The organism is Flavisolibacter ginsengisoli DSM 18119, from assembly GCF_900129295.1.
GTDB classification, from domain to species: Bacteria; Bacteroidota; Bacteroidia; order Chitinophagales; family Chitinophagaceae; genus Flavisolibacter; species Flavisolibacter ginsengisoli.
In genome coordinates, this window is sequence record NZ_FQUU01000010.1 from 13237 (window position 1) to 36167 (window position 22931).

General features: G+C 36.0%; 20 protein-coding genes and 1 pseudogene. 4 read left to right on the forward strand and 17 right to left on the reverse strand.

What is annotated here, in order from left to right:
* Positions 1–26: 26 nt before the first annotated feature.
* The 9 genes from BUA53_RS12180 to BUA53_RS12220 all read right to left on the reverse strand — a co-directional run bounded on the left by BUA53_RS12180 (position 27) and on the right by BUA53_RS12220 (position 12135).
* On the reverse strand, positions 27–1289 hold the full coding sequence (locus BUA53_RS12180; RefSeq protein ID WP_072835665.1) for an O-antigen ligase family protein: 1263 nt from the start codon (positions 1287–1289) through the stop codon (positions 27–29).
* 77 nt (positions 1290–1366) lie between these two features.
* The gene (locus BUA53_RS12185) at positions 1367–2176 is read right to left on the reverse strand and encodes a hypothetical protein (protein ID WP_072835666.1); all 810 of its coding nucleotides are present in this window, start codon (positions 2174–2176) and stop codon (positions 1367–1369) included.
* A 42-nt stretch (positions 2177–2218) separates the two neighbouring features.
* A complete protein-coding gene (locus BUA53_RS12190; RefSeq protein WP_072835667.1) occupies positions 2219–3799 on the reverse strand; it encodes an MATE family efflux transporter in 1581 nt (526 codons plus the stop codon).
* Between the two features lie 125 nt (positions 3800–3924).
* Positions 3925–5478 (reverse strand): nucleoside/nucleotide kinase family protein, encoded by a 1554-nt coding sequence (locus BUA53_RS12195; protein ID WP_072835668.1) that lies wholly within the window; start codon positions 5476–5478, stop codon positions 3925–3927.
* 171 nt (positions 5479–5649) lie between these two features.
* On the reverse strand, positions 5650–6750 hold the full coding sequence (locus BUA53_RS12200; protein ID WP_072835669.1) for an NAD-dependent epimerase: 1101 nt from the start codon (positions 6748–6750) through the stop codon (positions 5650–5652).
* A gap of 36 nt (positions 6751–6786) precedes the next feature.
* The gene (gene nusG / locus BUA53_RS12205) at positions 6787–7347 is read right to left on the reverse strand and encodes a transcription termination/antitermination protein NusG (protein WP_072835670.1); all 561 of its coding nucleotides are present in this window, start codon (positions 7345–7347) and stop codon (positions 6787–6789) included.
* A gap of 140 nt (positions 7348–7487) precedes the next feature.
* Entirely contained in the window at positions 7488–9824 is a 2337-nt protein-coding gene (locus BUA53_RS12210; protein WP_072835671.1) for a GumC family protein, read from the reverse strand.
* 30 nt (positions 9825–9854) lie between these two features.
* A complete protein-coding gene (locus BUA53_RS12215; protein ID WP_072835672.1) occupies positions 9855–10643 on the reverse strand; it encodes a polysaccharide biosynthesis/export family protein in 789 nt (262 codons plus the stop codon).
* Between the two features lie 298 nt (positions 10644–10941).
* Entirely contained in the window at positions 10942–12135 is a 1194-nt protein-coding gene (locus tag BUA53_RS12220; RefSeq protein ID WP_139256419.1) for a hypothetical protein, read from the reverse strand.
* 463 nt (positions 12136–12598) lie between these two features.
* Between BUA53_RS12220 and BUA53_RS21040 the strand changes: the two genes are divergently transcribed.
* The 4 genes and pseudogenes from BUA53_RS21040 to BUA53_RS12230 all read left to right on the forward strand — a co-directional run bounded on the left by BUA53_RS21040 (position 12599) and on the right by BUA53_RS12230 (position 15497).
* Entirely contained in the window at positions 12599–13984 is a 1386-nt protein-coding gene (locus tag BUA53_RS21040; protein ID WP_139256420.1) for a hypothetical protein, read from the forward strand.
* A 12-nt stretch (positions 13985–13996) separates the two neighbouring features.
* Positions 13997–14197, forward strand: a pseudogene (locus tag BUA53_RS21655) (alcohol dehydrogenase catalytic domain-containing protein); the annotation flags it as partial.
* A 156-nt stretch (positions 14198–14353) separates the two neighbouring features.
* On the forward strand, positions 14354–14938 hold the full coding sequence (locus BUA53_RS21660; RefSeq protein ID WP_262494400.1) for an MDR/zinc-dependent alcohol dehydrogenase-like family protein: 585 nt from the start codon (positions 14354–14356) through the stop codon (positions 14936–14938).
* 10 nt (positions 14939–14948) lie between these two features.
* A complete protein-coding gene (locus tag BUA53_RS12230; protein ID WP_217652992.1) occupies positions 14949–15497 on the forward strand; it encodes a hypothetical protein in 549 nt (182 codons plus the stop codon).
* Positions 15498–15594: 97 nt separating this feature from the next.
* On the opposite strand, the gene BUA53_RS12235 is transcribed toward BUA53_RS12230, so the two are convergent.
* From BUA53_RS12235 to BUA53_RS12270, 8 genes are all read right to left on the reverse strand, one after another.
* The gene (locus BUA53_RS12235) at positions 15595–15870 is read right to left on the reverse strand and encodes a c-type cytochrome (RefSeq protein ID WP_072835674.1); all 276 of its coding nucleotides are present in this window, start codon (positions 15868–15870) and stop codon (positions 15595–15597) included.
* A gap of 10 nt (positions 15871–15880) precedes the next feature.
* Positions 15881–17008, reverse strand: coding sequence for a hypothetical protein (locus BUA53_RS12240; RefSeq protein WP_072835675.1), 1128 nt, complete (start codon positions 17006–17008; stop codon positions 15881–15883).
* A 2-nt stretch (positions 17009–17010) separates the two neighbouring features.
* Complete coding sequence (locus BUA53_RS12245; RefSeq protein ID WP_072835676.1) at positions 17011–17415, reverse strand: c-type cytochrome; 405 nt, start codon at positions 17413–17415, stop codon at positions 17011–17013.
* 189 nt (positions 17416–17604) lie between these two features.
* On the reverse strand, positions 17605–17892 hold the full coding sequence (locus BUA53_RS12250; protein ID WP_072835677.1) for a T9SS type B sorting domain-containing protein: 288 nt from the start codon (positions 17890–17892) through the stop codon (positions 17605–17607).
* A gap of 24 nt (positions 17893–17916) precedes the next feature.
* A complete protein-coding gene (locus BUA53_RS12255; RefSeq protein WP_072835678.1) occupies positions 17917–18930 on the reverse strand; it encodes a hypothetical protein in 1014 nt (337 codons plus the stop codon).
* Positions 18923–21460 carry an Hsp70 family protein gene (locus BUA53_RS12260; protein ID WP_072835679.1) on the reverse strand — a complete coding sequence of 846 codons (2538 nt, stop codon included), beginning with the start codon at positions 21458–21460 and terminating at the stop codon, positions 18923–18925. The genes BUA53_RS12255 and BUA53_RS12260 overlap by 8 nt, the downstream gene beginning before the upstream one ends.
* Positions 21461–21463: 3 nt before the next feature.
* A complete protein-coding gene (locus tag BUA53_RS12265; RefSeq protein ID WP_175546072.1) occupies positions 21464–21721 on the reverse strand; it encodes a hypothetical protein in 258 nt (85 codons plus the stop codon).
* A gap of 324 nt (positions 21722–22045) precedes the next feature.
* A complete protein-coding gene (locus BUA53_RS12270) occupies positions 22046–22678 on the reverse strand; it encodes a hypothetical protein (protein ID WP_072835681.1) in 633 nt (210 codons plus the stop codon).
* Between the last annotated feature and the right edge of the window lie 253 nt (positions 22679–22931).

A 22931-nucleotide genomic window follows, 5' to 3' on the forward strand; every position in this document is an offset into this window, starting at 1 on the left:
TTGAACTGCCAAGCCTGTCTGGATAATTACCCAGTAAATGCAAGAGTTTTCCCTGTGTCCTCTACTTCTGCGTGATTAAATTCCTCTTTTGTTAAAGGCAGTTTGACTGCCAGAAATAAAAGTAGCATACATCCAATTTGTGTGTATCGGCCAGTTAAAGTGTATGCAACAAAGGTTATCAGGCCAAACAAGATAATTAACCTATCAGCCTTTGTTTCTGCAGATTTCAAAGAACTATAAAAAACATTAAGGATCATTAGCAAATAAAGGACGACACCTAAGATACCACTTGAGTGGGCTATGCTTGTTAAATCTCCATGAAGACTTCTGTCGTAAAATTTCCCATTGCCATAGTTACCTGCACTATTAAAAAGTCCAAAACCAAACCAGGGACTGTATCTTTTATAAATGAACATATCTTCATATAAAAGATTATATTCAAAAATCCTTTTTTCATCATCCAGGCGGCGCTCATCTAAATTTCTAAGCTCGTATCTTTCATTAAAAGTTGATACAAAGCCGGTTTTAAGTAACACAAATGCTCCTAACAAAATGGCTAATCCGCCAAAAGCTAAAGCTTTCTTTGCATTTTGACTCAGCAGGATCAGCATAGCAATGACCACGCCTAATACGCTTAGGCTTATGACTGAACGTCTCACAGAAAGACCTATAAATGATAAGGCGATTATAGCTGCAATTAAATAAAGAAGATTATTTGCTTTCAATCCATTAAGAAAAACAATAAAAATTGCAATGGCAAGTATGTTGAAATCTGTGGCATAAAGATTTCCATATAAAATACCACTGGTAATTCCATACATCGAATAAGCATTGTAGTGGAATAATGAAGATAGGACTACGTTTAATATAAAAATTATAAGTATGATAAATGCAGATTGAGACAATTCTATAAATATGATTTCTCTGGAATATTTTCTATATATAGAAGGAATAAGTGAAATTGTAATAAAAAGCCACATTACGTTAAACAGGTCTTGCCTGATCATTTGCAGATTTTCGGACTTGGTCATCAGAATAAAAAAATACACTAGGAGGTAAAAAGCAAACATGTTGTTTTTAAAGAAATCAATATTCTTCCTTATAAATTGTAATATCAGAATGGAGATGATCCCGTAATAAACAAATGTTGAGATAATATGGGTGGTAATGACAGTGTCTATAAAAAATAGCACTGGTAAGTAAACAATTCCCAACTCTTTTTTTATCACAAAGATGTAAATGGCAAATGCATAAAGGAAAACCTCTAACAATAAAAAGAAAGTATTCATTCTTTAAGGTTTAGAATAGATGATAAGCGTAAGTAAATAATTATATTAATGAAACTTTGGTGTTTCTTATAGGTGTTTTAACTCAACACAGAATTTATATAGCGAACATTTTCATCTATAGGTCTTTCTCCATCAATACAAAGTACTGGAATATTATTGCGGGTAAGTTTTTCAATAATAATGCTAAATAAATACTGCCATTTTTCAGTTTCTGCAATTAATTCATTCTTATCTTTTCTGAAATGAGAGGCAATGATTTTTTTGCGATTGCAAATCCGATCAATTATAATATTTGCATCAGTGGTATTAATGTAAATAACTGAAGAGGGTAATGGAATCAAATGTAAATATTCAGTAACTATTTCTGCCATCAACTTTTCATTGTCTTGAAGGAGAAAAGATTTTTGCAAAAAGCCTTCATCTATTATACATGGCTTGCTGCTTATGCTATCAAATATTGCCTGATACCTGCAAAAATCTTTAAATAAAAAATAAGCTGACCTGAAGGATTTACCAATTTCTTTATCCATGCAAGAATTTATTCCTGAAAGGTGATTCCAAAAAAATAGACCTAATTCTTTATGATCTTCTACGAATCGCAAGCCATAGTCTACCGGAATATCCCTGTTTCCATCTTTATTTGCAATCATATGGAATTGATATTGCAGCCAGATTTTAAATTCTGAAAGCTTTGGTTTGGGTGGGGCTAAAAGCCTGTTCTGATACACCCAATTTAAATTATTGTTCCAGGTTTTACATAATGACTTGTAAAATGTTGATTTGCCAATACCAGGTGGGCCTATAATTTCTATTGTCTTGGTTTTATGATTTATTGGCACTATTGGAGGCGACTTTAGATTCATTTTATGATTAGCAAGGCCAGGCATTTAGTTTCTTTTATTTAGAGATTTTTATCCAGCATAAAAAAGTTATTTCATTCTCATTAATTTAATCCGGGACAGGACATTCCAGGTTTCTTTTCTCATTGTTGGCTCCATACCCGTGAACCAAAATAAAACGGCGCTAAGAATTAAAGAAATACTGCCACCGCATAATAAATACAGCCAATTTGATATAAATATATATTGTCCCGCATAAGTTGCCAGGGTAAAAAACAGTATTAAAATCAACAAAGGCTGAATTAATTGCCTGGTGAAAACAGGGGTATCATCTTTCATTTGCTTTTTCAAAAGCCTTGGGAATCCAATAGTGTAGAACATCCTGCCAAGCAAGGTGCTTATACATAATCCTACTATATAAAATTTGTTTACAAGTAAGAATGATAACAATATAGTAAGGGCAGAAGCACAGGCAGATAGCAATACTTTACTTTTCATGTTCAATGTGGCACTAATAATAAAACTATCTAATTGAAAAAAAACAACCTGGATAGAGATAAGGAGTATCAAAAGGTTTTCTATATTACCTGCATAGTGCTTTGTACCTACCCATAAGTGGATAAATGATTTATTAAGAAGCAATATTGCTACGCCTACAGATACCGACAGGAGCCAAACTATAGAAATCATTACCCTTCTCGCTTTTTTAACCTTATCATATTCTCCTTTTCCAAAGAGGCTGCAAATACCTGGAGTCATTCCTGTGATAACTGCAACCAATGCACCTTGCACGGCCAGGGATGAAAACATGGTAAGTGCATACTTTGAAACATAAACTGTACCTGCTAAATAACCCAAAATAATTTTATCGCTACTTAAGAGAAACATCTTTATTGTTGTGAAGACCATAAACCAACCGCTTAGTTTACCGAAAGATTTCACTTTTGAAAGATTGGTTTTACCAAGTGAAAACCATGGAATATTTTTTTTAAGGATAATATAGAAGGAGTATCCGGTTACTATTGAAACAAGGATCTGAACGCAGGACAATCCGATTAACCCAAATCCCCTGGTGATAGCCAAAACTTTCAAAGCACCCCCAAGAACAATAATTGCCGCACGTAGACCCATCCGTTTATACCCTAGGTTCATTCCACCTAATATCGCTTCAAACAGACCAAAAAACTTGTTTATTATTAAACATGAGATTAACAAGGCACAGGTAATCCTTATTAAACTATAGTATTTTTCATCTGCCTGGGTAATATAAGGTGAATACCATGAAATGGCAGCTCCAATAATCAATGAAATAGGGAGCGTAATGGCTGTAACAATTAGAGCGGTTGTTATGTCAGTTTTAAATTCTTCTATCTCAGCTACATCTCTTTTATTTGCAAGAGTCCACTTTAATACCTGGGTTGCTCTTGTGTCAACTATCTTTGTATAGCCAGTCATTTGCCCTAACATCTGCCATACACCATACATTGAGCTCCCAAGGCCCCTCACTATAAAAGGATTAATGATAAATCCTGTTATCTGGGCTCCCGCATAATCAATTATACTGGATAAAGAATTAAGATAGGCACGTTGCTTAAGGTCTTCCTTTTTTTTTGGTTGCACTATTTTGTGAATGTCTTCCCCAGGTCGTAGAGCAATAGTTTCATTAATCATTTAAAATTTATCCTTTAACATTATATATAAAAAGAGTTATGGAATGTTTTAGGATAGGATTTTTTAAAATCGGTTTCATCTTAATGTGAGAGCGATAAAAGTTATTTGATATTTGTAAATTCAAGTCAGGGCAAAGCATTCCATATTTCTTTTTTAATTGTTGAAAGTAGTTTTTCAAGTGGTTGTGCAGCATCCATTGTAATCACCTTGCAACATTCTGCCCATTGTATTTTTTTTGTACTTTCAATCTTTGCCTCTAGTATTTGCATTGGTGTTCCATTTGGCTTGCGTTCATTTAGCAATCTGGCATCTGCAATTAATTTAAATAGAATATCAGGAGGATTATTAGTTGCGAATTGATATGATCTTGCTTCTTTCTTTGCAATAATTCTTAAAACCATATTTTTAGAAAAAGAAAGATGTTGGAGTAATGGGCCATCATTATAACCCATTATTTGATTTTGAGGAAATCTGTCACAAATAACCAGCATTCCATTTTTTTTTGCTGCTTGCATCAGCTTTAAATTCTTTCTCTTTTCGCTGGCTATAATAAGTGCATCAATAAATTTTAATACGCTTGATAGGAAGCCTTTTTTCTTTTCAGCTTGACTTTTCTTTGATTCCACCCTTTGTTTCGGGATTTTTGGACGTAGTATAGTTTTTTTTAGGTTAGCTATTATTTTTCGCATCCATGATCTGTGGCCGTCGCCACTTCCAAAGTATATATTGTAAACATCTATCTTTTTTCCAAACGCAGATTCGATATTGGCAATAATAGTTGACTTTCCTGATCCATCTGCGCCGACAACTGCCACAATAAGACCACCCCTGGGGTTGATGCGCTTCAAAATTATTGGAAGATGCAAAAGAGAGAAACACTTTTTATAAACTTTCAATAGGATCTCTCTTTGCCAACGTAATATATTAGCATGTAAAGAAGAAACTGATCTTTGATTTTTAAATTCCTTTTTTATGAAACCTGAAAGCTTTAAAATTTCCATTCGGTTAAAATCTTTCATAAGTATTTCATAGACAGGGAAGTAATCATAAAATATTTGTTTTAATACAGCTTTAATTTCCTCTTGTGTGCATCTTTGCTTTAGCCAATTGTATTCATTTAAAGTATTTCCTGTGTATAGTATTTCATTTGTTAAATACATTTTTAAAATATCCCTGTTCCTTAATTTTAAAGCCAGTCTGACATAAAGAAGTGTAAGCTCAAAAGCTGGTGCAATACGATAAATACCAAATGTTTTATCAAAAACACGGCTGCTCAGAATCGTATCCTCCAGGTTTAATTGATAACTTTTGAGGTAAACTTCCCCGAGAGTAAGCTTGAAATGGGCGTGCAGGTGAATGATTTTACCAGACGAAAAATCAAGCGCAATGAAATCTTCTATATCCTTGTAATGTTTTTGTTTGGGTGCCTTAAATAATTTAAATCCAAGCCTTTTTAAAAGCGGCATCAATATTTCTATTTGTTTCTGACTAAACAAAACATCTAAATCTGTATCTGCAGTCATGGAAGCATATAAGTGCTCATTACTTTTCCAATGGCAATATTTGATTCCATACTCATGAAGTGCATCAAAAAGCTTTTGGATCAATGCTAATTTCGACCCTGGTGTAATAGTTTCAATTTGCCTTTTTGAGGACGGCCCAGACGTCACTTTTTCCATTCAGTTATAATTTATTTATTATTTCATTCGTGTCCTATTTACGAAAAGAAAACTTCAGTTGTTGAATATTGAAAAGGCATAGAAGTTTAATGATCATAAAAAAGTAGTTCATACAATTTTATGTAATCCTTGAAATGCTATTTGCTACAGGATAATAATAATTTTTACTTATTATAGAGTAGTTATGTCTGTTTCCATACCTACGGTTTTTTTCACTTTTTTAATTCCATAATATTTTTTATACCAGGTAATAAAATTTTTTAGTCCAGATTGTATTGTGGTATCCGGCCTATAGTTAAATTGGCTCGCCAAATCATGAATATCGGCCCATGTAGCCGTAACATCGCCAGGCTGCATACCTTCTAGTTCAATAATTGCTTTTTTGCCAAGGTTTCTTTCAAGCTCGTGTATAAAACTCATCAAATCAACCGGTTTATTGTTACCTATATTATAAATGCGATAGGGTACACATGAACAAGAAGGATCAGGTTGTTTGCCGTTCCACTCAGAGGATTTATAAGCAGGTTTTTCCAATACTTTTATTACCCCTGCTACAACATCATCAATATAGGTAAAGTCCCTTTTCATTTTACCATTGTTAAATACATGGATAGGTTTGTTAGCCATGATAGCATTCGTAAAAATAAAACAGGCCATATCCGGTCGGCCCCACGGGCCATAGACAGTAAAAAATCGAAGTCCAGTAGTTGGTATGTTATATAGATAGCTATATGAATGAGCCATCAATTCATTTGCTTTTTTTGTGGCTGCATATAACGATACAGGATGATTTACATTATGCTTAACAGAAAAAGGTATTTGTTCATTTAAGCCATATACACTTGAAGAACTTGCATATATTAAATGGCTGATTTTATAATTTCGGCACACTTCCAACACATTTAAAAAGCCAACAAGATTAGATTGTACATATGCATCTGGATTAAGTATGGAATACCTGACTCCAGCCTGGGCAGCTAAATTAATAATGGCATCAAAATTAATTCTTTTGCAAATTGCCATTAGCTCCTGCTTGTCTTCAAGGTTTAACCTTACAAAACTATAATGATCATACTTGTTGCTATGTACTTCCTTATTCCAGCTAATTTTGATACGCTCAATGCCACTTTCAAGCAAACGATGGTATTTCAGGTTAATATCATAATACTCATTGATGTTATCAATGCCCAATACTTCATGCCCTTGTTTTAATAAGGCAATAGTTACATGAAAGCCAATGAATCCGGCGCTGCCTGTAATTAATATTTTCATTTGGAAATCACCCTATTTGGTGTGGTAAGAAAGGTATTACGAGTGAGTCTTATTAGCATCTGTTATTTTCGAGTATCTAATATGTGAATTGTTACTTTTTTTCACTACTTCAAGATTAGATTTCTCAACTTCTACAGTCATCATATAGCCCAGAGAAGGAAGGATTACTTTCACTTTGTTTTTCCTCACCTCCGAAATGCTTCCCTGGTATTGCATGAATGGACCCGAAGCAATGCGAACTACATCATTTATTCCTATATCTGTTCTTTCTAATTGAACATTCATATGTTCGCTCAAAAATTTTTTTATTGCTTCTATTTCTTCGTCTCTTATAACTGCAGGCTTATTAAGCCAATAAACAAATTTTATAACCCCATCAGTTTCCTTCACCTTAATCATTTCCTCAATAGCTATTTGTACAAATACATAACTTTTAAACAATGGTTCATGCACAATCTTTTTTCGATCGCTCCATTGGTGTGATACCCTGTTAAGAGGGCAATAAGTAACAACATCTTTCTGAACCAAGGCTCCGGCTATTTTTTTTTCCCATCGAGGCCTTGTATAAATAGCATACCATTTTTTACTAAGTATCATATGGAAAGCTTGAGAAGTGTTATTTTAAGTCAGGCTTCGCCCAACTCAGTTACATAGTATAACTGAAACAGATTTTTGTAAAACTTTTTTGGGAAACGATTTAGGATTTTTTTATAGGAATAGGTGCTGGAGAAAATGTTTTATGTATTGTTTACCATGCTTCCAACCTTGTAAGTTTTCTTTCCATAGATATTTTTGCTTCCATATCCAAATCCATATCCATAGTTTTTATTTAAAAAACCTCTGGGCTTAATACCATTGAAAATAATGGATATATTTTTCAGTGTACCACTCTTATTGCTTTCATCCAATGATTCTACCATGCCTTTTGTAGTAAGTCCGTGCCTTATCACAAACAAAGTGGAATCTGCGTATTCTGATAATATATAAGCATCTACAATTGGATCAATAGGGCTTGCATCCATAATAATAAAATCAAAGTTACTATCCAGATATTCAAACAAGTTTTCAAGGTCTGCATTTAGCAATAATTCTGTTGGATTAATTGTTGAAAAACCAACTGGTATGATATATAGCTCGTTATTACCCGTATGATAGATAATTTCATTTAGCGGTTGTTTGCTATTTTCCAGGAATTGGGATATACCTTTTTCTCCTGTTAGCTTATACAATGCTGAAGTTTTGGGATTGCGCAAATCAAAATCTAAAAGCAAAACTTTTTTTCCTGATCCTGCAAGGCTTAAAGCGAGATTATTGGATATAAAACTTTTCCCTTCACCCGCAATGCTTGACGTAATTAAGATCTTTTTATTTTTCTGATGCCTTCCATTTAAGCCACTTGAAATCCTGAGCTGGCGAAATTGTTCTATACAACCTAATTGCCTGTTATTGTTATTACTTAAAATTATCGGATTTCCACCCTTGATATTCATTACCTCACCGACTATAGGAATTGTAGTTAAGCTTTCAATATCAGAACGAAAAAGAATTTTATTGGTTAGATGTTCTCTTCCGCTAACTATACCAAACCCAATAAATAAGGCCAATGTAAGTGCCGTTAAATAAACGAGCATTTTTTTGGGACTTATGGGCTCAAGTGAAGCACTTGCGAAGTTAATTGTTTTGCTGTCAGGTATAACTGCCGTATAGGTTAATGCGGCTTCTTCTCTTTTTTGTAATAAAAACGAATATGCAACATTTTTAATAGTTTGCTGACGGCTTATATCTAATAGCTCTCTTTCTTTTTGAGGAATGGTCTGGAGCATAGAGACATACGTACTTGTTCCAGAGTTGAGATTAGCTTTACTTGCCTGTAAACTCATCCTTTGATTTTGTATATTCTCTAAAATTGCGGGGCGCATATTATCAATTTCCGCTTCCAAGGAAAACATTGCAGGGTTACCCCCAGGGATAGTTTTTTTTAACCGTTCATATTGCATTTGAGAATCGTATAGCTTTTGCAATAACGAAGAAAGAAGTGGATCTTTAACACCCACTACTGATGGCACTATGCCTATTTGATTATTTTTAGAAAGTACGTATTTTTCAACCTCATTCAGCATCGCCAGTTGCATGTTAATATCTGTCATTTTACGGTCATTATCGCCTACATTTTGTAAATAAAGCTTTCCTTGTTCGCTTAAATCAACAACACCTTTTTGATTTCTGAATTTTTGAAGGCGGTTCTCTATCGAATCCAGTTCTTTTGCCACGTTTGAAATACGTCCTTCTATAAATGAAAGTGTATTGGCTGCTAAAACATTTTTTTCCTTTGCTGCAGATCTATAATATGCCTGGATCAAAGTATTTAATATATTTTCACCTCTTTCAGGCACTTCATCCATTATTGCTAGGTCAATTACAGTTGATAACTTGCTGGCAGCAATGACACGTAGATTCGTAACAAGACTGTTAAGAACCATTTTGGGATTGTTTAAGGAAAAATATAGTGGGTTTGTAGAAGCTGTCTTTAAATTTAAATTTCTTGTAATCCTTGCTACACCAAATGGAGTAGATATCCACTTATTTAAAGAATACATTTTTCCTTCTATCGCCACCGTATTATTTCCCTTATTATAAACAAAGTCAATTCTATCTGTGTCCTGTATATTATTTGGATATTCTAATTCAATAGTAACTGGAGAAGAAGTGTAAGCGGACCGTGATACAATTGGACCATCTTCGAAGATTGGTGCATATAAATGCAAACTGTCTATTACCTCGTTCAGCAATTCACCTGACTGAATAACTTCAACTTCATTATCAACAGTTTTATTTGAAGTAATATTTAGTGCCTCCAGTATTTTTGATTCGTCAGCACCTTTTTTTTCGTCCTTTATAAGGATATTAGCTGAAATTTGATAAACTGGCTTCGCGATGTAATGCAAGTACATATAAGCGGCAGTGCCGGCCAGAATAAGCAATAATGCAAAAAGCGGCCAATAGGGCAAATACCTATACATGAATGCTTCAACCGCATTCTTTTCTTTTTCAGTAGCATGTCTTTTAGGTTCCATACTTCTATTAATTAATGAAAATGAATAAAATCATCTGGTTAGCCTGTCAATAACGATGGCAAAAAAGGATAAGCCACTTAACATGGCTGGCAGCCATTGCTTGGATGTACTGGTACTTGCAACCCTTGATTTATTAGGCGCTACATATACAATATCATTCGATTTTAAATAATAGTAAGGAGATGTAAGTAGCTCCTCATCGTTTAAATTAATTCTTTTGGCAATTCTTTTTCCTCCTCCCTCTTCTTCATGAATAATTAAAACATTATCACGTTGCGCATAAAGTGTAAGATCGCCAGCAATGCCTAAAGCTTCCAGCACAGTGATTTTTTCACCAGGTACATTAATCACTGTAGGGTGGGCTACTTCACCAAGCACAGTTACTTTATAATTTAAATAGCGGATATTAACAACAGGATCGTAAAGAAGGTTTTTTTCTATAAGTCCTTTGGTTATAACTTCCTTTAACTGTTTTTTTGTTAAACCTGAAGCTTTGAGGGTTCCTAACATTGGGAATTGAATGTTACCATCCTGATCTACTAAAAAACCAGACACTTGTGATACAGTGCCTGAATTTACAGGTCCTTGTGCAGATGATATTGTATATAAGTTAAACTGCTGATTTGCCTCAGCATTAATACTGCTAACAACAATACTCAACAAATCATTTTTTTGGATAACTGGCTCCAGGCTTTGCACTTTATATTGAATCTCTGCATCTGATAAACCATTAAAATAGGTTGCTTTCTTTGTATTAACACAAGAAAGAAAGATTGGCAAAATGAGCAGCAGTGGCAAATGAATTTTTGTAATAGTCATTTTGGTATGGTTAGTTTTGATGAGTAATAAATTTCCAATTAAATGGACACTTGATTAATCACTTCTATAATTTCAAAGTGTTAATTGGGCAATTTGATGCGCTTGTTCTTTCATACAGCACCACAATTGCCTAATAGCCCATTTTAGGGCACGGAGGTATTAAAATATCATAAGTGTTTTATTGCTAAACTATTAGAACAACTCTGCACTTTCTCATTTGATTCTATATTTAAAATTAAAATGCTATTTGATATTTGGTTTGCCCATTTTTGCCCAGAAATAGAGCAGTTAACTTTCGTTATATTTTAAAGCATTCTTCTTGCTTAACTACAAGTTTTTTAAACCCTGTTTGTTGAACCAGGTATTGTACTTGTTTTTGCAGGAATTCTTTTTTTTGAAAAGTTCCTTTTTGTAATAAGTATAAAATTGAATTAAAATGCCTCGAAAGAAAATAGAAATTTTCTGTATTTATGCTTCCGAGTATATCTTTTGCTTTTTCCCGCTTTCCAATGTTGGCCAATGCAATTGCCTGAAAAAGATAGATAGATTCAAATAACCTTAAATCAACATTAGGCGGAACATGATAATTCCTTTTCTTCAAGGCTTCGGTAATGTAAAAAAGTGCCTCTTCATATTGATTGGTAAGCACCAGTGCTTCTGATAAAACATATTCAAAATATGGAAAGTTTTGGTGAACAAACTTTGAATATCGTATGTTATCGTAAAATTCTCTTGTTTGTATTAAAATTGCTTCCGTTTCATTCGAGGATATCTCGCACTTATATAATTGCGTTGCAAAAAACCTGGCACTGATAAAAGGATGAATGTTTTCATCTACAGAATGTCGAAGTACTTCCTGGTAATGGTTTTCAACTCCTTCATCATTCATTGTAAGCCAACTTTGCAAACAAAGCAGAGAATGTCCTAATAACTGCGCTTCAACTGTTTTCTTTTCATTAAGGTAGTAGTGTAATCCCTTTCCATAAAATGAATTAAGCTTGTCAATGTTGATAAATTGCTCGTAATAAAATACCTGTCCACTGGCTGTTTTTGCAATTTCACGTTGGAATGTGTCAATCATTGCAGGCCAATGTTCAAGGTTATTTATTATTTTATGGATAAGCTGGATGTATGTGATGTCATTGGTACTTTTAACTTCAAAGTCTCTGAAAAGTAAAACCAAAAAATTCACAAAACTGTTGTCTTGATTTTCGTTATTGCAAGGTTTATTCTTTTTCGAATTTGTAAAATCACTAAATGAAGAATAGCCACAATATTTAGACAATAAATCTAAAGTAAATAGCGAAGGCTGATATTTACTTTTCATTAAATCAAAAAGTCGTCTTAAAGTATTTAAACTTGTGCTAGATTGTGTTTTTAGATAAATGTCATTGCACAATAAATTGCAGTCAGCAGCAGTTAAAATTTTCCTTCCGACAATTCGTTCTACTTCTTCCTTAAGCAAAGTCAAATCATAATAGTCGATACACATACGAAAAGTTTTTTAAACTCTGTGTGATCTTCATTTAGCTCGGACTATGTGAAATTGTGCTTAAGGTTTTTCAATTGATATTTACTTAGCCTAAATAAAAAAACCAGTATGTAGTTTAATAATGATCCTGGCAAAATGATAATGAAATTATATAGGGAGAATGAGTGGTTATTCGTAGCCTTGAATAATTTAAAGGTACATCAATTGCTTAATAGATAAAAAATATTTTATACATATTTTTTAAAAAGCATTGCAAAACTCATCTATTCTATGGATAGCTACCTTCATTCTTTTTTTACCAGCTATACTTATAATTTGATTTTGCCTAAATAGATTATTAATGCAAATTACTGAAGGGCTACTTAATCATTAAATGCACTCAACAAAATAGTGCGTATTGAATGCACTTCACATTTAATATTTTATATTTAATATAATAATTACTCCATCAAACTAACTGCAAATGGAAACAATTTGTATTCTTGGTGCAGGTACATACGGCTCGTATCTTGCAAATGCTATTTCGAAAAAATTTCCTCAGTCTATAATTAAGCTAGTAGAAGTTGGAGATAGTAAAACTAAAAATGAAGAAAAAGCAGGCTTTTTATCTTTCGTTAAATCCGGGTTTTATGATGGAATAAAGAAAGGCAGATATTTTGGACTAGGGGGAACTTCAGCACGATGGGCAGGACAATTATTATTTTTTTCGGAAAATGATTGTCCTGGCGATAAGAGAATGCAAGTTATTAAGCACGCCAATATCCATTATAAAGACCAAGTACTAAGGCATTTTTTTAAGAAAATTCCAGATTTAAAAGATTATGAAATTAAAAAAGGGTTGTTTTTTAAACAAGGAATTTGGCTGAAATTTAGCCAAAGAAATTTTTTTACTTATTTTAAAATAAAAGCGAAGCAAAATGTTCAGATAATAAAGGACACAAGGATAGTAAGGTTGAATGTTGATAACAGTCGCCTGGTAAGTGTGTCTATAAAAAACGGTTCCAAACATGAGGATTTGAAAGCTGACAAGTTTTACCTTACTTGTGGTGCTTTTGAAAGCCTCCGTTTACTTGGAGTATCGGGAATATATAATCTGGAAAAAACAACATTGGGCTTTCGTGATCGTATTAGCATGCGAGGCTTTACAGTACTTGGCACAAAAACCAAAATATTCGACGCTGACTTTCAACATAAGATTGTTAATAATTCTTTACTTACCTCTCGAATTATTGGTGACGTAAGTGGATCCTCCTTTTACATGAAGGCAATTTTTAATGGACAGTTCGCTATTTGGCGCCAATTCAAAAATATCTTCTCCTCAAAAAATTCCTTCTCTGTGAGGGAATTGCTAAAAGGGCTTGCCAGTATTCATCATGTTTTCCCATTTGCATTTAATTATTTATACCACAAAAAGCTTTATGTATATAAAACCTGGGAAATCTTTGTTGACATTGAGTTAGATGAAAATGATAATAAAATTAGTTTATCCAAGGAAACTGACAAATTTGGTGAGTTGGGCCTTGACATTTATTTTAATATTCCAGATTCAACCAAAGAAAAAATAAAAAAAGCCAAAGCAATTGTAAGGGATATTTTAATTCAAAATAACCTTAAATACAAAGAGACAGATGACACAATTGGCATTGATAATTTAAGAGATACGCTTCATCCATATAATCTATACAATTCGCAAAAAGAATTAACTTTTGAGGAAACATTTAACCCTGTTAGCAATTTATTTGTATTGCATACAGGAATACTAAGTCGGGTGGGTGGTATCAATCCAACGGCAACATTATTATGCCTTATTGAAAAGCATGTGACGGAAGATTTAATTCCGGGTAATTAAGTAGGAACAGGTGTACAAAAATTGAATGTAGGTGACCATGTAATGGTACCATTTAACATTGCCTGTGGAGCTTGTCCCTTTTGCCAGCAGGAGCTTTTTGGGAACTGCCATGAATCAAATTCTGAAGCAACTGCTGTGGGTGGCATCTTTGGCTATTCACATACAGCAGGGGGCTATGATGGAGGGCAAGCCGAATATGTCCGGGTGCCGTATGCTGATGTTGGCCCAACGATCATTCCTGAAGGTATGGACCTTGATGATGCTGTAATGCTTACAGACGTTACCCCCACTGGTTACCAGGCAGCAGAAATGGGAGGTATTCAAAAAGGCGATACTGTAGTAGTGTTTGGTGCCGGTCCGGTAGGTATTATGGCAGCTCGCTGCGCCTGGTTCTTTGGCGCTGGACGTGTGATCATCATTGACCACCTTGATTACCGCCTGGAATTTGCCAAAAGTTATGCCTACTGTGAAGCCTATAATTTTAAAGACATGGAAGACCCTGTTGTATTTTTAAAAAGAACAACCGGTTGGCTTGGTGCAGATGTATGTATTGATGCGGTAGGTTGTGAAGCGGCAGGCAATGTGGTTCAAAGCCTGGTAGGTCGGAAATTGCCGCTGACAGGTGGTTCAGCCACAGCTCTTCACTGGGCTATTAATTCAGTTAAAAAAGGTGGCATTGTTTCTATTGTGGGAGTGTATGGGCCATTAGACGCCCTGGTACCTATAGGTAATGTGGTGAATAAAGGAATTACCATTCGGGCGAACCAGGCATCTGTGAAACGTTTGATGCCGAAACTGATCGATCATGTTATGGCTGGGCGATTGAACCCAAAAGGTCTTATATCACATCGTATTCCATTGGAAGAAGTAGCTGAAGGCTATCATATTTTTTCAGCTAAACGTGACAATTGTATTAAACCAGTATTAATTCCTCCATCCGCATCGGCGGCATAAAAAGTATTATATGGAAAATAAAATTGAACCTGCAACAACAATTGAATCCACAATGGATAGGGAAATAGCCAACCAGTATAAGAATATTCCCGGTTGGGGTATGGATGCAGATCCTCTTAATAATCCAACCTATCCAATAAAACACTATAATGGTGCGGACCATGAACGGCTTAATTACCAAAAGCCAGAGCAACAGCCGGTAACTGTCGAAGTGCTTCAATCAATAGAGCGTCCTGGACTTAGCCGTGTATTTGGTACTTCAACACCTCCCCAGGGATTAAGTGGTGTCATTCGCCGTTTTGCTTTTCGCTATAGCGAATCTACTTATGCGCACTGGGTACCCCTGGTGATGGCTGATCGTATTGGGGTAGTGGAGGGCATCATTGATGACCTAAAGCATGGAATTGTTCCTAACATTTTTGCAGAAAAAGGTTGGAAGGCGGAATGGAAATACAACCGTAAAGGTTTAATTAAAAATGTTGCAACAGGTGTTGTGGTTGCTGCTGCTTTGGCTTTGTTATTAAAGAATATCAATAAAAGATCTGCCAAAGCCTTCTAACGAAATAAATAGTTTTTTAATTAGAGAATACCTGGCATCAATTTCAAATAAAAAGACCCCGCCCCAGGCAATAAGGCGGGGTCTTTTTATTGGGATATCAATTACCCGTTGATTTAAGGTATTCTATTATCTTTTTTTCTTCAGCGTCAGTAATGTTAGCCCTTACCTTCATATGCTTGCCAACAATATCCCAGTTAACCGCATTGAGTTCACCCGGCCCGGGAGCATTATGACAGCGACCACAGTTCTCACCCCACAGTTGAGTGCCTGTTTTATCATTTACCTTTTGGGAAACTGTGCAGCTATTTAGTAAAAACATGACAGAAATAAAACTCAACACCAATATAAAAGATAAGAGAATATATTTTTTCATTGCAATGATTTTAAAATCCAAAAACTACCTGTGCTATAAATAGGTTGGGCTCATCTTTCTCAGTCTGGTAGGTCAGTTTTAAAAGGCTGTTCCAGTGCAACCAATAATCCAGTGAAACTGCAAACTGGTGTGTATCACTGCCACCCCATGGGGCATCCGCCGGACGCTTAAACTCCGAGTATCTTGCTGCCAGCTCAAGATTGTGAATGAATGTATTATGCACATGTGATGGACGCAGGGTTGCCGTTGCATAAAAAGCTGAAGGTGAATTGGTAAAGCTGTAAAGACTGCTGTCTGCCTTATAATAGCTGACCTGGTCAGTCTTCTGGTGCTTCCATTCTCCAATTAACCTCAGGTCACTTTGTAAAGGAGTCAAATGTGTATAATAGTTCAGGTCAACCGCCTGCATGTTAAGGCTGACATTTTCAAAAGGACTACCCAGGTCCCCGGTTTTTTTCTTATGCTGGAATGAAAATCCCAGTTCCAGGCTTGAATTGGATAGGGGAAGAACTGCCAGCCTGCCACCAATGGCTTTACCGTTGTTATTGCCTATGTATCCTTCATAATCAAACTGGCCTGCATTTTCAGGATCTGTCAGTAGGATAGGTCCATTTGAAACATATACATCATAACTTATTTTTGAATCGCCTATACCAAATCCTCCCAATGCGCCAACACCTACTTCATTCATAGCCCCAATACCACCGTCGCCAAAGCCTACGGGATCAGTTGGAAAACGGTTGATAAAACCCTCACCCATCCGACCCCTGTAAGCACCAAACTTGGGCAAAAATCTTCCTGCATGTAGAGTAAGATATGGGTTGACGAAATAACACATATTAGCATATTCAAGACCTATGTCCAGTGATCCCTCGCCGGTTTCAAATTCAGGTTCGGCTTCTACAAAAAGCTTTTCTGATATCTGCCAGAGAAAAATGGGTTTGAAATTCAGATCACCAAACTGTTTTGTGTTTTTGTTGGAAGTATAGGTCATTTCTGCATTTCCAAAAACCGCAAAATTGTTTTGACCTGAATAGGAGGAAGAGGATTGAACCGGCTGGTTATTTTCTGTTGTATTTTGTGCCTGTAATAACTGGCTGATGAGCAAACCTGCTAATGGTAGCAATAACTTCTTCATGGCTAACTCTTTTTTTCTTTGGCTAAAGTGCGTATATAATTTACTACCTCCCAGCGCTGGGTGGGTGTTAATGTAGTTTTATAAGTAGGCATAGGCCTGTTGCCCTCAGTGATGATCCAGTATAATGCTCCATCTCTTTGTTTTTGCACAAAATCAGAGGTATGATCGGCAGGTGGTTTGGCAAGACCTGGTGCAGCAATGCCATCACCTTTTCCTTTATTGCCATGGCAGGTTACGCAAAACCTTGTATAGATCTTTTTGCCCTCTGTGATGGATGAAATATCTCCTTTAATAGGATTTGATATGGTATCCGCGTAGGCAGGAGTTGGAAATTTGCGCTGTGAATATGTTGTATTCAGGGAAATGGTAAATAGGAGCAGAGCAATGAAATTTTTATACGGAAGCATATAAAAAAATTTCGGTTAGCTCCTGTAAGGTATTTCAATTTCAAACTCAGGAAAATGATTAAAATCATTATATGCTATTGCATGAATTGAAAGCTGGACAGTAATGGGTGGGGAAAATTGGTTTTGTAAATAAAATTAACCGTGGCAGTTTCATTGCTTGCCACCCTAAGGAATTTCTCTAAACTGAAGCTATCGAATTAAAACAACTGTACCTTTTTTTACTTTTTCTTTTTCACCTTCCAACTGGTAATGGCATGTCCAGATGAAAACATTTATATCCTGTGTTTTCTGACGATAGGTTCCGTCCCAACCCTTGTTACGTTCCGATGTTTCATATACTATCTCACCCCACCTATTATAGATGGTTAATCTAAAGCTTTTTATATTACCAAAGACCATCGTTCTGAATACATCATTAAAGTTTCTAAGAGAAAAAAACAGTCCCTGGTAATCAAATATAAGTTTCCCTATGAGCATCTTTAAATAATGAACCTAAACATTTCAATGTAGCTCTTGCCTATGTAAATTCTGCAGAGTTGAGCTATCAATACTTACCTTACCACTATCTTTAACTTGCCTGGTTAAAGATTCCGTTTGGTAGATATTCATTTGCGTTTGAGGTGCTTTGTATTCATTAGTCGTATGCTCACAACCTCCTGAAGCCAGGGCTCTTATTACCATAATAATAATCCATACAACCCACCAGTAACCCCGAAAGTTTGAAGAGTTGGATGAACCTGTATACACAGAATGATTAGATACAATCGTTCCCCTAAGGTTTTCAGGTGTGTCTTCAAGTGTTACAAGTTGTTCACTCATCTGCCTGCAATCATTTCGATATTTTTTCTGTATGGCCACCCCAAGATTAACCAGTTGAACGATCAGCTCATTCTTAATATCATAAAATTCATCGGGTAGATTGTTAAACATTCCATGCCAGTCAGTATCAATCCACCAGGAGATTTTGGGCCGCATCATTTTATAGTTCTCAAGGTTGGTATTGCGAAGCAGCCTCAGATTTTCATCTAAGAAAATACGCAAGGGGCGAAAAGCTTCTTCCCGTTCCGGAGCTTGAAGTAATTCCTCTATACGCAATAATTCCCCCATTTCAGCCAGGTCACCTCCAGCGAGTAAAGTGCGTGATACGTAATTGAAAGGACCAACAATATAGGGTGATAAAAATTTATCAAATTCCCCATTGTTCCAAAATGGCCGAAAACCATCCCGGATGGTGGCAGCATTATATGTATTATTCTCAAGCAATTGCAATAGCTCTGGCACACTCCATATTTGTTTATGAAATGATAACCGTCCTGGAAAATCCGGATGCTCTATTTCTTCAAAAACATCCTGGCGGGTATAAGTATATCCATCTACTTCAATAAAACCCCCTTGCGCAATGCCGAATTCTGCCTGCAATTGCTTCCTTACCCTGGATAAATAAAAATCATTGCCAGTGGAAATATCACAGTAATTAAACAGCCTGATAATAGATATGTATTGCTTATTAGCCAATGCCTGTTCCTTTGAATGCCTGATTAATATTGTCTTTTATTGTTACCATGAGGTGTGTCAAACTGAAAACCTGCCGCCTGAATTCTGGATATTTTTCTTTTTCAAGTGATGCATCAGCCATTTTCATCAAAGACCGGGCAGCGGGATAGTCTTTGTAAGATTCAGCCGGAAGCTCCCTCCACATAATATACCGGCTGATAAGAAAGCTGGTGGTATTACAAAGTGCATCCCAATGCAGGTCATCAAGCTGTTTTAACTTGTTGGCTATAAACGAAACGTTTTTGGAGCGGATAAAAGAATTCTCGCTCTGCTCTATTTTTTGAAACTTCTTCAGCATTTCCTGCTTTTCAAAATCACAGGTGTTTATGGTTTCCATCACTCTTTCTTTGGCTTCAAAATATTCCTCCACCAGCATGGCTATTCTTTCATTGCCGCCCAGTTTATCCGATGCCTGTGAAACCCGCATGATTTTTTCAGCAATGACATATTTCTCATCCGATTTATCATTGCTCTTTAATTTGAACAATCGCTCTTTAACGGATTGCAGGTCTTCCAGTAATGCATTTGCTTTTATTTCCCAGGCGTCATTCTCATTATATTGAAATTGCCTTATGGTTTGTATAAGTTCATTTTCCAGTAAATTGTATTGTTCACGCAAGCGCTCCAGGTTGATCTGCTTCTCTGAGATAGAGAAAACGTTATTAAACTCCTGCTGCGTCATCACCAGGAAAATAGAAGTTTCCAATACCCTTGAATCCGTAATGTGAAGTTGGATCTCAATGTCAGAACCTTTGATCAGGTCAGTCTTCAAATCCTTGCCTGAAATTTCTATACATCCTATTGTTAAATTGGATGAAGGGCGTGCACTTTTATCCCCCTCCAGGATGTTTATTATGATAGCATCCTTTGAGCCTTTGCTTATCGTTTTGGAAATTTCCCGGTATATAGTTCTTTTTTGAGGCAATACAGAGTTGCGTTCAAAAATGGCTTCAAGCTTCGTAGTCTTATTTTCTACATCATCAATCTCTAAAGATATGTCATAAGGTAAAGGCTGACCTCCAATCGTATACTTGCCCTGCGTGATGCTTATTTCCCTGGAAAGAGATTTTATTTCTTCATACCTGTTATCATATACTGAAAGTGTAAAATGGTTGGTTACAGATGGAAGTAAAGGAAGAAACTCGGTTTTTTTGGCTTTCAAACCAACAAAACCAGAATCAAAGCCCCCATCCGCACGGATAATGCGGAAGAATTTATTTTCATAAGCACCTTCGCAAAACAGTAATAAGACTTCTTCTTTGTCACGACTTGATTTTGAGTAAGATGTTTCAATGTGCAGTTCGGGCTCAATAAAATCAACAGTGGAAAGAATTTCGCTGGCAATTGCTTCAGCGCTGATAATTTCATTTTGTCCTGAAGATTCATAGTATTTATTGGCTGCATACCAGGCAGCTCCAGCAACAATTGAAGTAGTAGGGTCAGAAGAAAAATTAAGGGGAATGCCTGTCTGCAAAGCCAGTTGCTCTCTCACCTGGGGCACATAGGTGCTGCCACCAACCAATACCAGCTGGTTAATATCTTTTGAAGATAGCCGGTTATTTTCCAATACATTTTTTACCAGCCTAACGGTTTCATTAATCAGGGGTAGAAATATTTCATCGGTCTTTTCCCTGGTTATTGGAATGGAAAACTCATATCGTTTGTTATTGAGTTCTGCACTGAACTCCACAAAAACTGACTTAGAGTAGGAGAGTTCTTTCTTCGCTTCTTCTGCATAATACAGGATCTCGTAATACAGTTTTTCATACTTGCCATGCTTCACTCTGAACTCTTCTTCAAAGTCTTCAATGCCTGTCCGGAGAATGATTTCGGGTACAATTATTTTTTCAATAATGGCAAAATCAAAATCAGCACCTCCCAGGAAATTATTTCCTTCATGATCCACAATTTTCAATTCCTGGTCTGTTGCCTGTACAAGGGCTGCGTCAAACGTACCCCCACCAAGATCATATACAAGCCAGTAGCCATCCTTTTGAAGGTCTTCAGGAAATTGATTGAAGAAAGCCAGGCTGGCAGCAATCGGTTCCTGTAAAAGAAAGATTTCTTTAAAGCCCGCCGCTTGCCCTGCTTTTAAAGTGGCGTTGCTCTGCATCGTATCAAAAGAGGCAGGAATTGTGATGACGCAGGCTTCCGGGGTTTCGCCTGTATAAATAAAATTTTTGAGTTCTTTCAATACCAGTTCTGATAACTGTACAGGAGTAATATTGTCATCAATATTTACGACATAATATCTTTCGTCAGTGCCCATCTTGCGTTTGAAGTTGCCAAACACATTGACAGGGTCCTTGGTCAAATATTCCCTTGCTTTATCACCTACCAGTATCCGCTCAGGGCGGTAGGCTACCACAGATGCTAATGTTTCTTTCTGTCCAACCGGATTTTTAAATACCACCACCTTATTGCCATCGTATTTGGCAATAAGTGAATTCGTGGTCCCCAGGTCGATGCCAAAGTTTACGGGCTTCATCATAGCTTAATTCTCCACAAGCACCACTCCCTTTTGCAGCAATAATACCTTTCCTTCTTTTTGCTGGTAAATAACAGGTTTGATGGTACGGCTTATTTTCAGTTTTGAACCAATACTGCCACTTATGCTGGCTTCATAATCTGTTCTTGTTTCGGAATAAGTTTCCCCGGTAGGGTCATGCACCAGGTAGCCTTCTTCTTCAAAAATGTTATGCAGGCGTTTAAAATTGCGATCAAAATCGATGGCAATGCCTTTTTCCTTCATTTTCGCCTGGATTTCAAATATTTGATTAATGATAGGGACAGGGTTTACCATCGTAAACAATTGATTGATAAGCTGTGAAAATAATACTCAGGTCTCAGAACGCAAATTTTCTCATTCAATAGTCTTCAGAAATCCCTTATTGGTATTGAACCTTCTTCCGAAAGCTAAAGAAATAACGAAAGGGCGCTGTTTGAAACAATTTGTAAGATGCTAAAAAACTTCATGGCTGGTAATGATAAAAAGTCGTTTACTATACCTTGTATTGCATAAAGCCAGCCTTGGCCTGATCAAATAGTTTCTGTCTGGTACAAAAAATAAATATGCTTACAGTTTCTTAAATGGAACCAGTACAGAAAGCCTTGTATTTTTTAAAATATTAGAGGAGTTGGAATAAGTATCAATTGGTTTCAAAATGATATCAAGATTGCCTTTAAGTTCTATAATAGCCGGACCGAAATTATATTGTGCCCCTGCACTCATATGAAATCCCCATAGAAACCGCTTTTCAGTATAGAAATTATCTTTATTCATATCGTCTTTATTGGAGTAGGCAGTTTTTTCCATTGCTAAGGCAAATCCCCCTCCAACAAAGGGTAAGAACTTCTTTTCTTTCACATCTCCGCCAAAAACAGTTTTGAAGCCTATTTGTGAATAAATGTATTTATAAGCCGCCAGTACATCTGGTTCTCTGGTGATATTGCCATTAGCATCAAAACTACTGGCGCCTTCTATTAATCTTGAATGCGTAAAATAGGATACATCCACAAAAACCGACTGGCGCATACCGTCATCAACGTATTCATATTTTATGTTTGGACACCATCCTTTAAATAGTTGCATGGAACCAGGAACATTGAATGTACCATAGCCGGCTCCTAAAATGGATTGGGCTGATGCAGCACTCGATAAGAAAAATAAAGCGGAAATAAGTAGCCCTAAGCGATTAAATTGTTTCATAGGATGCATAAGTATAAATCAAGTAAAGTTTGGATGTGCTGAGTATTGAAATAAAAATTATAGTTAGTGCCAGTACAGAAATGGAAAAGCCTAACTATAAGTTGCTAAAACTAATCCATCGACTAATTGCTGCAAGATTTAAATAAATGGAGATATTGCCAAACGGAAAAATACCAGGGAAAACCACGTGAAATGTCCTGGCATGCCACTACATACAATTTCAAATAAGGTTAGGGCTGAGGGGTGACCTTGC

Coding starts and splice junctions, on each gene's coding strand:
- BUA53_RS12220 (WP_139256419.1), bottom strand. CDS start 12,135: ATGTGTATCGACTATTATGATTTGACTTTGCTTAAGGAAGAAGTAGAA.
- BUA53_RS12265 (WP_175546072.1), bottom strand. CDS start 21,721: ATGAAGGAAAAAGGCATTGCCATCGATTTTGATCGCAATTTTAAACGC.
- BUA53_RS21040 (WP_139256420.1), top strand. CDS start 12,599: ATGGAAACAATTTGTATTCTTGGTGCAGGTACATACGGCTCGTATCTT.
- BUA53_RS12195 (WP_072835668.1), bottom strand. CDS start 5,478: ATGGAAAAAGTGACGTCTGGGCCGTCCTCAAAAAGGCAAATTGAAACT.
- BUA53_RS12210 (WP_072835671.1), bottom strand. CDS start 9,824: ATGGAACCTAAAAGACATGCTACTGAAAAAGAAAAGAATGCGGTTGAA.
- BUA53_RS12185 (WP_072835666.1), bottom strand. CDS start 2,176: ATGCCTGGCCTTGCTAATCATAAAATGAATCTAAAGTCGCCTCCAATA.
- BUA53_RS12250 (WP_072835677.1), bottom strand. CDS start 17,892: ATGCTCATAGGGAAACTTATATTTGATTACCAGGGACTGTTTTTTTCT.
- BUA53_RS12235 (WP_072835674.1), bottom strand. CDS start 15,870: ATGAAAAAATATATTCTCTTATCTTTTATATTGGTGTTGAGTTTTATT.
- BUA53_RS12190 (WP_072835667.1), bottom strand. CDS start 3,799: ATGATTAATGAAACTATTGCTCTACGACCTGGGGAAGACATTCACAAA.
- BUA53_RS12245 (WP_072835676.1), bottom strand. CDS start 17,415: ATGCTTCCGTATAAAAATTTCATTGCTCTGCTCCTATTTACCATTTCC.
- BUA53_RS12270 (WP_072835681.1), bottom strand. CDS start 22,678: ATGAAACAATTTAATCGCTTAGGGCTACTTATTTCCGCTTTATTTTTC.
- BUA53_RS12240 (WP_072835675.1), bottom strand. CDS start 17,008: ATGAAGAAGTTATTGCTACCATTAGCAGGTTTGCTCATCAGCCAGTTA.
- BUA53_RS12230 (WP_217652992.1), top strand. CDS start 14,949: ATGGAAAATAAAATTGAACCTGCAACAACAATTGAATCCACAATGGAT.
- BUA53_RS21660 (WP_262494400.1), top strand. CDS start 14,354: ATGGCAGCTCGCTGCGCCTGGTTCTTTGGCGCTGGACGTGTGATCATC.
- BUA53_RS12180 (WP_072835665.1), bottom strand. CDS start 1,289: ATGAATACTTTCTTTTTATTGTTAGAGGTTTTCCTTTATGCATTTGCC.
- BUA53_RS12200 (WP_072835669.1), bottom strand. CDS start 6,750: ATGAAAATATTAATTACAGGCAGCGCCGGATTCATTGGCTTTCATGTA.
- BUA53_RS12260 (WP_072835679.1), bottom strand. CDS start 21,460: ATGATGAAGCCCGTAAACTTTGGCATCGACCTGGGGACCACGAATTCA.
- nusG (WP_072835670.1), bottom strand. CDS start 7,347: ATGATACTTAGTAAAAAATGGTATGCTATTTATACAAGGCCTCGATGG.
- BUA53_RS12215 (WP_072835672.1), bottom strand. CDS start 10,643: ATGACTATTACAAAAATTCATTTGCCACTGCTGCTCATTTTGCCAATC.